Origin of the sequence: Streptomyces capitiformicae, assembly GCF_002214185.1 — a bacterium.
GTDB classification, from domain to species: domain Bacteria; phylum Actinomycetota; class Actinomycetes; order Streptomycetales; family Streptomycetaceae; genus Streptomyces; species Streptomyces capitiformicae.
On record NZ_CP022161.1, the window covers coordinates 3152402 to 3166487 of the forward strand.

Annotated in this window: 9 protein-coding genes; 4 read left to right on the top strand and 5 right to left on the bottom strand. The window is 69.9% G+C overall.

Annotation, left to right across the window (positions count from 1 at the left end):
- Window positions 1-37: 37 nt before the first annotated feature.
- The 5 genes from CES90_RS13995 to CES90_RS14015 are packed head-to-tail and all read right to left on the bottom strand — an operon-like array spanning window position 38 to window position 7969.
- Window positions 38-643: a GTP-binding protein gene (locus CES90_RS13995; RefSeq protein WP_189785107.1), complete on the bottom strand. Its 606-nt coding sequence runs from the start codon at window positions 641-643 to the stop codon at window positions 38-40.
- A complete protein-coding gene (locus CES90_RS14000) occupies window positions 624-4241 on the bottom strand; it encodes a hydantoinase B/oxoprolinase family protein (RefSeq protein WP_189785108.1) in 3618 nt (1205 codons plus the stop codon). The genes CES90_RS13995 and CES90_RS14000 overlap by 20 nt, the downstream gene beginning before the upstream one ends.
- Window positions 4242-4265: 24 nt before the next feature.
- On the bottom strand, window positions 4266-4661 hold the full coding sequence (locus CES90_RS14005; protein WP_189785109.1) for a DUF742 domain-containing protein: 396 nt from the start codon (window positions 4659-4661) through the stop codon (window positions 4266-4268).
- Between the two features lie 9 nt (window positions 4662-4670).
- Window positions 4671-5108, bottom strand: a complete 438-nt coding sequence (locus CES90_RS14010; RefSeq protein WP_189785110.1) for a roadblock/LC7 domain-containing protein — start codon at window positions 5106-5108, stop codon at window positions 4671-4673.
- Entirely contained in the window at window positions 5105-7969 is a 2865-nt protein-coding gene (locus CES90_RS14015; RefSeq protein WP_189785111.1) for a sensor histidine kinase, read from the bottom strand. The genes CES90_RS14010 and CES90_RS14015 overlap by 4 nt, the downstream gene beginning before the upstream one ends.
- Before the next feature lie 417 nt (window positions 7970-8386).
- On the opposite strand from CES90_RS14015, the gene CES90_RS14020 reads away from it, so the two are divergent.
- The 4 genes from CES90_RS14020 (at window position 8387) to CES90_RS14035 (ending at window position 13992) form a co-directional block, all read left to right on the top strand.
- On the top strand, window positions 8387-8935 hold the full coding sequence (locus tag CES90_RS14020) for a hypothetical protein (protein WP_189785112.1): 549 nt from the start codon (window positions 8387-8389) through the stop codon (window positions 8933-8935).
- A 318-nt stretch (window positions 8936-9253) separates the two neighbouring features.
- On the top strand, window positions 9254-10720 hold the full coding sequence (locus tag CES90_RS14025) for an aldehyde dehydrogenase family protein (RefSeq protein ID WP_189785113.1): 1467 nt from the start codon (window positions 9254-9256) through the stop codon (window positions 10718-10720).
- Between the two features lie 73 nt (window positions 10721-10793).
- Entirely contained in the window at window positions 10794-12386 is a 1593-nt protein-coding gene (locus CES90_RS14030; RefSeq protein ID WP_189785114.1) for an APC family permease, read from the top strand.
- 55 nt (window positions 12387-12441) lie between these two features.
- Window positions 12442-13992: a GMC family oxidoreductase gene (locus tag CES90_RS14035; protein ID WP_189785115.1), complete on the top strand. Its 1551-nt coding sequence runs from the start codon at window positions 12442-12444 to the stop codon at window positions 13990-13992.
- The last annotated feature ends 94 nt before the right edge of the window (window positions 13993-14086 follow it).

Sequence of the window (14086 nt, forward strand, 5' to 3'; positions counted from 1 at the left end):
GGCCCGTACCCCTGTCGGCGGGGGTACGGGTCGTGCTTCAGGTGGTTACGGCCTGGCGGTGCTCCGCCGCGTACGCCATCGCGTGCCGGACGACGGCGACCAGGACCTCCTTGACGGATTCCCGCTGACGGGCGTCGCACAGCACGACCGGCACGTCGGGATCGAGGTCGAGGGCCCGGCGGACGGTTTCGGCCGGGTAGCGCGAGGCGTCGTCGAAGCAGTTGACGCCGATCACGAAGGGTATGGAGCGCCGTTCGAAGTAGTCGACGGCGGCGAAGCAGTCCTCCAGGCGGCGTGTGTCGGCGAGCACCACGGCGCCCAGGGCGCCGGTGGCCAGCTCGTCCCACAGGAACCAGAAACGGTCCTGGCCGGGGGTCCCGAACAGGTACAGGACGAGGTCCTCGCGGAGGGTGATGCGCCCGAAGTCCATGGCGACGGTGGTGGTCGACTTGCTCTCCACACCGCTGGTGTCGTCGAACGGTCGGCCCGCTTCGGTGAGCACCTCCTCGGTACGCAGCGGCTTGATCTCGCTGACCGCGCCGACGCATGTCGTCTTGCCCACGCCGAATCCGCCGGCCACGAGGATCTTGAGCGTGACGGGCTCGACCGGAGGTTTGCCGCGCTCAGTGCGCCCGAGGATCATCGGTCTCTTCTCCTGCTGGATGGTTGTCGCGCGACGGTGGACCGTAGCCCCCGCCGCCCGGGGTTTCGATGACTAGTACGTCGCCGGGGCCGACATCTGCCGAATCACTTCCGCCGAGTTCCACGACGCTGCCGTCCGCGCGCTCCACCCGGTTGGCGCCGAGGGCTCCGGGGGCGCCGCCGGCCATCCCGTAGGGCGGGATCCTTCGGTGCTGCGAAAGGGTGGAGACGGTCATCGGCTCGTGAAACCGGATGCGGCGAACGGCCCCGTCGCCTCCGCGCCACCGTCCCGCGCCGCCGCTGCCCCGCCGGACGGCGAACTCGTCGAGCAGGACGGGCAGACGCCACTCCAGGACCTCGGGGTCGGTCAGCCGGGAGTTGGTCATATGGGTCTGTACGACGGGCGCGCCCGGGAAGCCGTCGCCCGCGCCGGAGCCGGAGGCGACGGTCTCGTAGTACTGGTGGCGTTCGTTGCCGAAGGTGACGTTGTTCATGGTGCCGGACCCCTCTGCCTGGACGCGCAGGGCGGCGTAGAGGGCGCCGGTGATGGCCTGTGAGGTCTCGACGTTGCCCGCGACGACGGCGGCCGGGGGTTCGGGGGCGAGCATCGAGCCGGGCGGGACGACGATGTTCAGGGGGCGCAGGCAGCCGTCGTTGAGCGGGATGTCGTCGGCGACGAGAGTGCGGAAGACATAGAGGACGGCCGCGTTGACCACGGCGAAGGGGGCGTTGAAGTTTCCGCTGAGCTGCGCGGAGGTGCCGGTGAAGTCGATGGTCGCGGAGCGGTTCTCGCGGTCCACACGCACCTGTACGCGGATGACGGCGCCGGAGTCGGTCTCGTAGGCGTACTCGCCATCGTCCAGGGCGTCGATGACACGGCGGACCGATTCCTCGGCGTTGTCCTGGACGTGCCTCATGTACGCCTGGACGACGTCGAGCCCGAAGTCGTCGATCATGCGGGCGACTTCGTCGACGCCCTTCCGGTTGGCCGCGATCTGGGCGCGCAGGTCGGCGAGGTTGGTCTGCGGATTGCGGGAGGGGTACGGGGCCTCGGTGAGCAGGCGGAGGGTCTCCCGCTCGCGGAAGCGGCCGTTCTCGGCGAGGAGCCAGTTGTCGAAGAGGATGCCCTCCTCGTCGATGGTGCGGCTGTTCGCCGGCATGGAGCCCGGCTGGATGCCGCCGATCTCGGCGTGGTGGCCGCGTGAGGCGACGTAGAACAGGATGCGGTCGCCCTCAGGGTCGAAGACCGGGGTGATCACCGTGACGTCGGGCAGGTGGGTGCCGCCGTGGTACGGGTCGTTGACCGCGTAGGTGTCGCCCGGGTGCATGGAGGTGCCGCGTCGGCGGATGACCTCCTTGACGCTGGTGCCCATGGAGCCCAGGTGCACGGGGATGTGGGGGGCGTTGGCGACGAGGTTGCCGTCGGGGTCGAAGAGGGCGCAGGAGAAGTCGAGGCGTTCCTTGATGTTGACCGACTGAGCGGTCGATTCCAGTCGGGCGCCCATCTGTTCGGCGATCGACATGAAGAGGTTGTTGAAGACCTCCAACAGAACCGGATCACTTTCCGTGCCGAGATCGGAACTCTCCGTGACGGCCGCGCGTTCCATGACCAGATGCCCGTCGTGGGTCGTCGCGGCCCGCCAGCCGTCGTCGACGACGGTCGTCGCGCCGGGCTCGGTGATGATCGCGGGGCCGGTGACGGTTTCGCCGGGGGGCAGTTCCTCGCGGCGGTGCAGTGGCACGTCGAGCCAGGCGCCGCCCGTGTGGAGGCTGACCGTCTCCGGGGTGGTGGTGAGGCCTTCGTAAGGTGCGAGGGCGGAGAGATCGGGGGGTGCGGTGAGGCCGGTGGCTTCCACGGAGAGGGCTTCGACGACGATCGGTCGGTCGAGGGTGAAGGAGTACGTGGCGCGATGACGTTCTTCGAAGGCGCGCCGCATGGTGGCGGGCTCGGCGAGTTCGACACCGAGGGCGGTGTCCGTGCCGTCGTAGCGGAGTTGGGCGCGGCGAGTGACCCGGATCCGGTCCTCGGGGACGTCCTCGGCGAGGAGTTCGGCGCGGGTGGCGCCCTCCAGGTCGTCGGCGGTGCTCAGGATGCCGGGCATCGCGGCGGGCTCCAGTGGGGCCTCCACGGATTGCTCGCGCATGGCGGTGGTGTCGGCGAGACCGATGCCGAGGGCGGAGAGCACCCCGGCCATGGGCGGGACGAGTACCGTGCGGATGCCGAGCGAGTCGGCGACCATGCACGCGTGCTGGCCGCCCGCACCACCGAAGGTGGTGAGTGCGTAGCGGGTGACGTCGTGACCCTTCTGGACGGAGATCCGCTTGACCGCGTTGGCGATGTTGGCGACGGCGATCTGCAGGTAGCCCTCGGCGACTTGCTCGGGCGCGCGGTTGTCGCCCGTGTCGTCCCGGATCTGGCGCGAGAGGTCTGCGAAGCGGGCCCGGACCAGGGCGTCGTCGAGCGGTTGGTCGCCGTCGGGACCGAACACGCTGGGAAAGTGCGCGGACTGGATGCGGCCGAGCATGATGTTGGCGTCGGTGACCGTGAGCGGGCCGCCGCCCCGGTAGCAGGCCGGGCCCGGGGACGCGCCCGCCGAGTCCGGCCCTACGCGGTAGCGGGAGCCGTCGAAGTGCAGGACAGAGCCACCGCCCGCGGCGACGGTGTGGATGTCCAGCATGGGTGCCCGCAGTCGTACGCCCGCGATCTGTGTGGTGAAGACCCGCTCGTACTCGCCCGCGAAGTGCGAGACGTCAGTGGAGGTGCCGCCCATGTCGAAGCCGATGACGCGGTCGAAGCCGGCGAGCTGCGACATGCGGGCCATGCCCACGATGCCGCCCGCCGGCCCGGAGAGGATGGCGTCCTTGCCGCGGAACTGGCCGGCTTCGGCGAGCCCGCCGTTGGACTGCATGAACATCAGCCGTACGCCTCGGAGTTCGTCGGCGACGTGCCGCACGTAGCGGCGCAGCACGGGCGACAGGTAGGCGTCGACGACGGCCGTGTCACCCCGTGGGACGAGCTTCATCAAGGGGCTGACCTCGCTGGAGAGCGAGATCTGGGGGAAGCCGTTCCGGGCGGCCAGCTCGCCGACCGCCTGTTCATGGGCGGGGTGGAGGTGGCTGTGCATGCAGACGACGGCCACGGCGCGGATCCCGTCGTCGTACGCCTGACGGAGCGGCCCCGCGAGAGCGTCCAGATCGGGGGCGCGCAGCACCGTGCCGTCGGCGGCGATGCGCTCGTCGACCTCGACGACACGCTCGTACAGCAGCTCGGGAAGTTCGATCGCGCGGGCGAAGATGCGGGGTCGGTTCTGGTAGGCGATGCGCAGGGCGTCACGGAAGCCGCGGGTGATGACGAGGAGGGTGCGCTCTCCCGTGCGCTCCAGGAGGGCGTTGGTGGCGACGGTGGTGCCCATACGGACGGCCTCGATGGGGGCATCGGAGCCGTCGAGGAGTTCACGGACGCCGGCGACAGCCGCGTCTGCGTACCGCGCGGGGTTGTCGGAGAGGAGCTTGTGCGTGAGCAGGCGGCCGTCCGGGCGTCGTGCGACGACGTCGGTGAAGGTGCCGCCACGATCGACCCAGAACTGCCAGCCTGTCACGTATCCACTCCGCTTCCGCGCTGCTCAGAGCGCCCGGAGGCCGTTGATCACGTCGCGCAGAATACTCTCGTCCACCAGCTCGGCAGGCGGTACGGGACGTGTCACGTGGACCAGTTCCTCGTCCACGAGGTCTCCCACGAGGACACGCACCACGCCGACGGGCAGGTCCAGCTCGGCGCCGAGTTCGGCGACCGACTGCGGGGTGTCACGGCAGAGCTCGACGATACGGACGTGCTCCGGGGCCAGCGCGTGGTCCTCCTCCGGGTCGTCGACATGCGGTTCCGTGACGACCACGGCGATCAGATCGAGGCGGTGCTGGACCGCGTGGCTGGTCCGGCCACGCGTCATCGCGTACGGACGGACCACCGGTCCGGCCTCGTCGTCGAACCAGTGGCTTCTTCCCTGACCGTCTCGGCTCATGCCATCCCACTACCCGCCCTGGGACACATCGGTGCGCGGCGCGGAGCCCAGATGTACGCCGACCCGCTTGACGAGGAGCGTCATCTCGTACGCGACCTGACCGATGTCGGCGTCGGCGTCCGCGAGGACGGCGAGGCAGCTGCCGTCGCCGGCGGCCGTGACGAAGAGGAAGGCCTCGTCGAGTTCGACGACGGTCTGCCGGACGTTGCCCGCGTCGAAGTGGCGGCCGACGCCCTTGGCCAGGCTGTGGAATCCGGAGGAGACAGCGGCGAGGTGCTCGCTGTCCTCTCTGGTGAGGTCCTTGGAGACGCCCATGGGCAGTCCGTCGCCGGAGAGCACGAGCGCCTTGCGGATGCTGGCGACGCGCTCCACCAGGTCGTCCAGGAGCCAGTTCAGCTCACCGGACATGCCGGTCGCGGTGGGCCCTTCGGCCTTCGGTGCGGTCATCGACCGTCCCCCTTCGTTCCTCGTGGTGCTGAGACGTCCTGGGCATCGTCGCCCTCGGCGTTCTCCTCGCGGCCGCGCTGCCAACCGCGTTGGAGCGAGGCCATACGGCTGCGTACCTCGTCGGCATTGCGCTCGGCCGGGTCCGGTCGCGTCGCCGAGCGGGCCCTGTCGCGCTCGACACGCCGGTCGGGGCCGTCCTTCAACTGCGGGGCCAGACTGGCCTGTCGGACTCGACGGGGCAGCGGGCTCGGAGCTGATTCTGCCCGGTCGGCCGTCGCGTCCGCGCGCGGGGTGGGCTCATTCGCGGCGATGTGCGGAGGCGTCGGGGCCGTGCCGCTCGACGCCGTCGTACGGCGGCGTTGGGGTAGGACGGGGGGCTCGCTACCACCGGGCGGCAGGGCCTCGGAGCGGTGCGCGCCCGGGAGGGAAGCAGGTCCGGTGCGGTCGGCGCCGGGACGGGCCGACAGTTCGGCGCGGTCGCCGCGCAGGGCGGTGAGCGGCCGTGTGTCCGCCGGCGCCGTTTCCCTGCTCTGCGCGGGCTCGTCGTCCGGGCGCCGCGGCCTCGGGCTCGTCACCGGGCGGCCGTGCGAGCTGACGAGATGCGGCGTCCTGCGCTGCGGCAGCGGTACGGGGCCGAGCGTCGGGTCGGGGTCGGTGAGAGGTGCCTGTCGTTCGTCGCCGTCGCGCGCCGACTGCTGTTGCTCGTCGCCGACGCCGGTCAGGGGGCGGCGTGAGCGGAACAGTCCGCCCCGCTCGCTGTCCTCGTTGTCCAGGGCGCCCGGGAAGCCGTCGAGGGGGTCCAGGTCGACCGGTGCCTCCAGCTCCACCGGGCCGTCCAGGATGGCGGGGGACAGCCCCGGAAGCCGGACCGGCACCTGGGAGAGCGCCGCCTTGCGCTCCTCCTCGAGTTCGGCCTCCCGGGTGGGGTGGGCGCGGTCGAGGCGGAAGCCGATGCCGTTGGTGTCGGGGACGTCGTCGGTGAGCAGGGCGTCGGGGATGAAGACCACGGCCGTGGTGCCGCCGTAGGGCGACGGCTGGAGGGACACGCGGACTTTCTGCCGCTGGGCGAGCCGGCTGACCACGAAGAGACCGAGCCGGTCGGTGTCGGAGAGCTCGAAGTCGGGGGTCTCGGCGAGCTTCAGGTTCGCGTCGAGGAGCGCCTCGGCCGCCATACCGAGACCGCGGTCGTGGATCTCCAGCGTGAAACCGTTGGCGACGCGCTCGCCGTGGACCTGCACGGCGGTGTGCGGGGGCGAGAACACCGTGGCGTTCTCCAGGAGTTCGGCCACGAGGTGGGTGAGGTCGGCGACCGCGGGGCCGGTGACGGCGACACGGGGCAGTCGGCGGACCTCGATGCGCTCGTAGTCCTCGACCTCGGCGACGGCGGCGCGGACCACGTCCATGAGCTGGATGGGCTTGCGCCACTGCCGGGAGGGTGCGGCGCCGGAGAGGATGACCAGACCCTCGGCGTGGCGGCGCATTCGGGTGGTCAGGTGGTCCAGACGGAACAGGTCGGCGAGTTCGTCCGTGTCGTCGGTCCGGCGCTCCATGGCGTCGAGGAGGGTGAGCTGCTTGTGGAGGAGGACCTGGCTGCGGCGGGCGAGGTTGACGAAGACCTCGGAGATGCCGCTGCGGAGTTCGGACTGCTTGACGGCGGCCTCGACGGCGGCTCTTTGCAAGGTGTTGAGGGCTTGGCTGACCTCGCCCATCTCGTTCTTGTCGTACTCCAGCCGCGGCACTTCGGTCTCCACGTCGACCTGTTCGCCCGCGGCGAGGCGGCGCATCACACTGGGCAGCCGCACTCCGGCGGTCTCGTGGGCCTCCTGGCGGAGGCGGCGCAGGTCACGGATGAGGACGCGGCCGATGCGCACGGACATGAAGAGCGACAGCAGGAGGGCGAAGAGGCCGAGGACGCCTGCGATGACGGCCTTGAGGATGATGTTGGTGGCCAGGGGCCCGACCCGGTCCTGATAGCGGTCGCCTGCCTCGAGGCTGAGGTCGCGGAGGTCGGAGAGCACGGGTTCCACCGCGCTGTCCCAGCTCTTCGCGGTGACGCCGTTGGGCTTGCCGGGGGTGGAGCCGCTGACAGCCTGCTCGACGGAGCGCAGGGGTGCGGTGTTCGCGTTCTTCCAGTAGAGGTAGAAGCGGTCGCGCTCGGAGGCGGGTAGCAGCGGCAGGCTGATGTCGTACATCAGGGTGCGCTGGGCCACGAGGTCGGAGAAGTCCCGGATCTCTTCGCGGGTGATCCGGCCGGCGACGAGTACGGCGCTGATCAGGGCATCCTCGCGGGACAGGAGTTCGCGGGCGCGGCCGACGTTGATCAGGGCCTGGCCCTGCTTGTCCATCTCCACGTTGTCGACGGCGGGGAGGTTGGCCAGCAGGGCGAAGCAGGGGTCGACCAGGCTGTTGTAGTGAGAGAGCGCCTGGGGCACGTTGACAGTGCCCTGCTCGACCGTCGTGCGCAGGGCGGGCAGGCCGTCGAGGGCGTCCAGGATCGCCGTGAGCCGCAGCGAGGTGCTCTCGCCCATCTCGTCGCGCACCTCGGAGTCCGCCGCGTGGTCGCGGAACTCGGCGACGGCCTTGTCGGTGGCGGCCCGGCTGCGTTCGAGGGCCGTGAGCGCGTCCGAGGCCCGTGGATCGGCCAGGTAGACGAGGGTCTGGCGGCGTTCCTGCTGGAGCACGCGAATGGTGTCCTCGGTGGGGAAGCCGATCTCCTCGACGATGTCCGCCACCCGGAAGAGCTCGCTGGCCTCACGGCCCGTCAGCACCGTGGCGAATGTCCAGATACCGGTCAGGGCCATCAGAGGCACGAGCAACAGCGCCACGATCTTCCGGCGGATCGATTTCCCGCGAAAGCGCATGGCCTCCCCCAGCTCGCCCCCCGCCGGCCCGGGGGTACACATGTGCGTCAACAAACGGCGAGAGCCTACTACCGACACACGGGTATCTCGAAGAGCCGTCCGAACGCACATCGCGCCGACTGCGAGTCAGGCATGGGGAGTTGTCCTCTCATTACGGGAGATTGCCTCCCGCTGTCGGCCACGTGGCTGCATCGCATCTCCTCGGTGAGGTTGGCTGGTTGGCCGGTTTTTTTCGTTCGGTGGGAATCTTCGGCGTACGTCGATCGTCTTTCTGTACGGGAATCGGGGGCGGAATGGGCTACAGGCCCCGCAGGCCGCTCCCGGTGGCGTAATTCGGAGGAAGTCGGGCACCTGAGGGGGGCCGGGTCGCGTGATCCCGGTGCCGATGGTCAACCGGCGGTGGGGAGTGAAGTGTTGATGGGCACGGCGGAGCGGCGCGTAGCGCCCGAGGATGATGTGGTGACGCCCGAGGCGGCGCCGCGGGGCGTTCAGGCACCGGATCGCGACGTCCTGGCGGGCGAGGGTGTCGCGGTGACGGAGCGGCAGCTCTCCTCCGGCGAGGAAGAGCGGGTGCAATACCAGCCGTTGTGGATCGAGGAGCCGGCACGCAAGCGGCGGCTGCCCGATCCGGTGCGGACTGCGGCGGTGCGCGCGGTCCTCATCATCGCGGTGACACTGATTCAGGCGATGGTGGCCTTCCTGTGCACCCTGGCCGGTTCATGGCTGGCGTTCCCCATGGTCCTGAGCAGCGTGGCCAGCACCGTCCTCGCGACCTGGGGCGTGCTGGACGTCTGGGTGACCCGGCAGGTGTGGAACCAGCGCAACGGCGTGGTGTCGGCCCCCAGCAGCACGGCTCGCTCGCTGCGGCGCGAACGACGCCGGGCCCGCCGCGAGGCGCGCACGGCCGAGCGCACACAGGAGCGGATACGCCGACGGGGTGGGGCGGGGCAACTGTCGCATCCCTAGCGCGAATCGGGGCCGGACCCGCGCGCTCACCTCGGCAGCAGATGCCGAGGTGAGGCGCAGCCCGAGCCGCAGACCGTGAGGCGGACGCTTTCCTCGACCTCGTGCCGGCCACATGCTCCCGCACCGTGTCTTTCCCGTGCCGTGGGCCGCGTGGTCGTGGCCGCGCCACGTGAGGCCTCTGGCGTGCCGAGCCGCCCCTCCGCCATCCTTCTGACCAGGCGTGTTGACCGTCACATTTGGCATACAACGCGGTCCTCCGGTTAGGCGCCCAGCCGCGAGGGCGCCCACCGCACGGCGCTGACCAGGAGGAACGAGAACATGCCCGAACTCTTCATCGGCGGAGCGTGGCGATCCGCGCTGGACGAGCGGAGTCGTGAGATCCGCTGCCCCGCCGACGGCAGCCTGGTCGCGGTCGTCGACGAGGCCGGCGGCAAAGACACCGTGAAGGCGATCGCGGCCGCGCGGCGCGCCTTCGACGAGGGCCCGTGGCCCACCACCCCCGCCGCCGACCGCGGTGACCTGCTCCTGCGCGTCGCCGACCTCCTCGTACGCGACAAGGACGCGCTCGCCCGCGCCGAGTCCCTCGACACCGGCAAGCGGCTGGTGGAGAGCGAGTACGACATGGACGACATCGCGAACTGTTTCCGCTACTTCGGGCGTGCGGCCGCGGCGGAAGCAGGCCGGGTCGTCGACACCGGCCAGGCGAATGTCGACAGCCGAGTCGTGTACGAGCCGGTAGGGGTGTGCGCACTCATCACCCCGTGGAACTACCCGCTCCTCCAGACCGCCTGGAAGGTGGCTCCGGCGCTCGCGGCCGGCAACACCTTCGTCCTGAAGCCGAGCGAGCTGACCCCGCATACGGCGATCCACCTGATGCGCCTCCTTCAGGAGGCCGGGTTACCGCCGGGCGTGGCCAACCTGGTGCTCGGCGCCGGCCCCGAGGCAGGTGCCCCGCTCGCCGACCATCCGGATGTGGACCTGCTCTCCTTCACCGGCGGTCTGCAGACCGGCCGCAGGCTGATGGCCGCGGCCGCCGGGACGGTGAAGAAAGTCGCGCTGGAACTCGGCGGCAAGAATCCGAACATCGTCTTCGCCGACGCCGATTTCGACACGGCCGTCGACATGGCGCTGACCGCGGTGTTCCTGCACTCGGGCCAGGTGTGCTCGGCGGGCGCCCGCCTGCTCGTGGAGGACTCGCTGCACGACCGGTTCGTCGACGAGGTCGTACGCCGGGCCAAGGAGATCCGGCTCGGCGGCCCGTTCGACGAGCGGGCCCGGACCGGGCCGCTGATCTCGGCGGCGCACCGTTCGAAGGTCGAGGAGTACGTCGCCAAGGGGCTCGCGGAGGGCGCGGTACTGCGCTGTGGGGGCGAGCGGCCGCGCGGCGACGCGTACGACAAGGGCTTCTACTATCTGCCGACCGTCCTGGACGAGTGCACGAGCACGATGTCCGTGGTACAGGACGAGTCGTTCGGGCCGGTGCTGACCGTGGAGCGGTTCAGCACCGAGGACGAGGTCGTCCGGCTGGCCAATGACACCGTCTACGGTCTCGCCGGCGCCGTATGGACGACGGACGAGGCCAAGGCCCAGCGGGTCGCGGCACGGCTGCGGATCGGCACGGTGTGGATCAACGACTACCACCCGTATGTGCCGCAGGCCGAGTGGGGCGGTTTCAAGCAGTCCGGCTTCGGCCGCGAGCTCGGGCCCTCGGGGCTCGCCGAATACCGCGAGGCGAAGCACATCTGGCGCAACACGGACCCCTCACCGCAGGGCTGGTTCGCCTGACTACCGAGAGCCGCTCCCTTAACTCCCGAGAGCCACTCCCTCCCCTCCCCACAAGGCCACCAGGAGTCCGCTCATGACGAAAACCGAGCAACCGACCGGACCGAAGAACTCCACCGACGACGCCGAGCTCGCCGAGTTCGGCTACAAGCCCGAGCTGAAGCGCACCCTCGGCAACTTCCACACGTTCGCCGCCGGCATCAGCTACATCTCGATCCTGACCGGCACCTTCCAGCTCTTCTACTTCGGTTACGGCAGCGGCGGCCCCGCCTACTGGTGGTCGTGGCCGATGGTGTTCGTGGGCCAGTTCATGGTCGCGCTGTGTTTCGCGGAGCTGGCGGCGCGCTATCCCGTCGCGGGCTCCGTCTACAACTGGTCGAAGAAGATAGGCAATCCGCACCTGGGCTGGCTCGCCGGCTGGATGATGCTGATCGCCTCCATCGTCTCCATCGCGGCGGTCGCGCTCGCCTACCAGTTGACGCTTCCGCAGATCTCCGACGTGTTCCAGCTCGTCGGGGACGGCACGGGCACGTACGACGTCGCGACGAACGCGGTGATCCTGGCCGCGGTGCTCATCCTCTTCACCACGCTGGTGAACGCCTTCGGCGTGAAGTTGATGGCGACGATCAACACCGCGGGCGTCTTCATCGAGCTCGTCGCCACCGTGGTCCTCATCGTGTTGTTCGCCGTCCACATCACACGTGGCCCCCAGGTCGTCCTGGAGACCAACGGCACCGGCGCGGGGCAGCCCTTCGGCTACCTGGGCGCGTTCCTGGTGGCGTCGCTGGCGTCGGCGTACGTCATGTACGGCTTCGACACGGCCGCCTCGCTCGGTGAGGAGTCGCTGGACCCGTCCCGCAACGCGCCGCGCGCCATCATCCGCGCGGTCGTGGCCTCCTTCGTCCTCGGTGGTCTGATCCTGCTGCTGGCTCTGATGAGTGTGTCCAGCCTGAAGGGCGAGCAGTTGTCCACGGACGGTCTGCAGTACATCGTCCTCGACGTGCTCGGCCCGACGGCCGGCAAGGCGATGCTGTGGTGCGTGCTGATCGCCGTCACGGTGTGCGCGCTGGCCGTGCACACGGCGGCGATCCGCCTCGCCTTCGCGATGGCCCGCGACAACAACCTGCCCGCGTCCTCGCTGCTGGCCAAGGTCAGTCCGCGCTTCCAGACTCCGGTGCTGCCGGCTGTGATCATCGGTGTGCTGGCCCTGGCGATTCTGGTCGTGAACATCCGTCAGCCGCAGATCTTCACCGTGGTGACCAGCATCGGCATCATCATGATCTATCTGGCCTACCTGGGCGTCACCGTGCCGATGCTGATCGCACGGGTGCGCGGGAAGTGGCAGCCGGCCAAGGACGGCAAGTTCTCGCTGGGCCGGTGGGGGCTGCTCGTCAACATCGGGGCCGTCGTGTGGGGCGGGGCCATGACGCTCAACCTGATCTGGCCGCGGGCGTCGGTCTACAACGCGACAGCCCCGTTCCACTGGTACCTGCGCTGGGGCGCGGTCCTCTTCGTCGCGATCATCGCGGGCGGCGGCTTCGCCTACTACTGGTTCGTCCAGCGCCACAAGACAGGTGTGCTCGCCGAGCACCGGCTGGCGACCACCGAGACCGACGCCGCGCCGCCCGTACCGCCCGCCCCGCCCGTCGCCTCCTCGGCGGCCGACTGAGCGCCGGCTCGCCGGGATCCGACGCAGCACTGCAACGCAAGGAGGTCAACTCCCCGTGAGCTCAGGAGAATTCGATTACGTCGTGGTCGGCGGCGGCACCGCGGGAAACGTGGTCGCGGCCCGGCTCTCCGAGGATCCGTCGGTCACGGTGTGCGTACTGGAGGCGGGACCCAGTGACGTCGGCGACGACGACGTCCTGAAGCTGGAACGCTGGATGGGCCTGCTGGAGTCCGGCTACGACTGGGACTACCCGGTCGAGGCGCAGGCCAGCGGCAACAGCTTCATGCGGCACGCGAGGGCGAAGGTCCTCGGCGGCTGTTCCTCCCACAACTCCTGTATCGCCTTCTGGGCTCCGGCGGAGGACCTCGACGACTGGGCAGCGGCGGGCTGTACGGGCTGGTCGGCGGCCGACCTCTTCCCGCTCTACCAACGCCTGGAGAACAACGACGCGCCCGGCGACCACCACGGCCGCACCGGCCCGGTGAAGCTGCGCACACTCAAGGGCGAGGACCCGTGCGGGAACGCGCTGCTCGAGGCGTGCGCGCAGGCGGGGATACCTACGACGCCGTTCAACACCGGAAAGACCGTGATCCGGGGCGCCAACTGGTTCCAGATCAACTCCGACGAGAACAACATCCGGCAGTCCTCGTCGGTGGCGTATCTGCACCCGATCATGGGCAAACGACCGAACCTGGAGGTGCGGACCGGGGTACGGGCGAAAAAGCTGGTGCTGGACGGGCGGCGCTGCGTCGGCGCCGAGTATCTGGACCCGGACCTGATCCACACCCGGACGGTACGCGCCCGGCGGGAGGTCATCGTCTCCTGCGGCGCCATCGACACGCCGAAGCTCCTGATGCTGTCGGGCATCGGGCCCGCCGAGCAGCTGCGGGAGGTGGGCGTGGACGTGGTCGTGGACTCGGCGGGCGTCGGCGAGAACCTCCAGGACCACCCCGAGGGCGTCATCATGTGGGAGGCCAAGCAGCCGATGACCACCACGTCCAGCCAGTGGTGGGAGGCGGGCATCTTCTACGACACCGAACCGGGCCTGGACCGGCCGGATCTGATGTTCCACTACGGGTCCGTGCCGTTCGACATGAACACCGCCAGGCATGGTTACCCCACGTCCGAGAACGCGTTCTGTCTGACGCCGAACGTGACGCGGGCCAAGTCCCGGGGGACCGTGCGGTTGCGTACCAGGGACTATCGGGACAAGCCGAAGGTGGACCCTCAGTACTTCAGCCACGAGCACGATGTGCGGGTGATGACGTACGGGCTCCGGCTCGCCCGGCAGATCGCCGCGCAGCCGGCCCTCGCCAAGTGGGCGGGGGCCGAGCTGGCGCCCGGGCCGGGCGTCCGGTCGGACGAGGAGTTGCTCGACTACATCCACAAGACGCACAACACCGTCTATCACCCGGCCTGCACGGTGAAGATGGGCGCCGACGACGACCCCGCAGCCCCGCTGGACGCGCGGCTGCGGGTGAAGGGGGTCGAGGGGCTGCGAGTGGCTGACGGGTCGGTGATGCCGGATCTCGTCACCGTCAACCCTTGCATCACGACGATGATGATCGGCGAGAAGTGCGCGGATCTCTTGAGGGCCGGCGCCTAAGGGGGTGCCTGGTCGGGTTGTGGGGCGGCTGCGGGCTGGTTGTGGCTGGTCGCGCCCCGCGGCGAAGCCGCAAATGTCACAGCCCCGCGCCCCT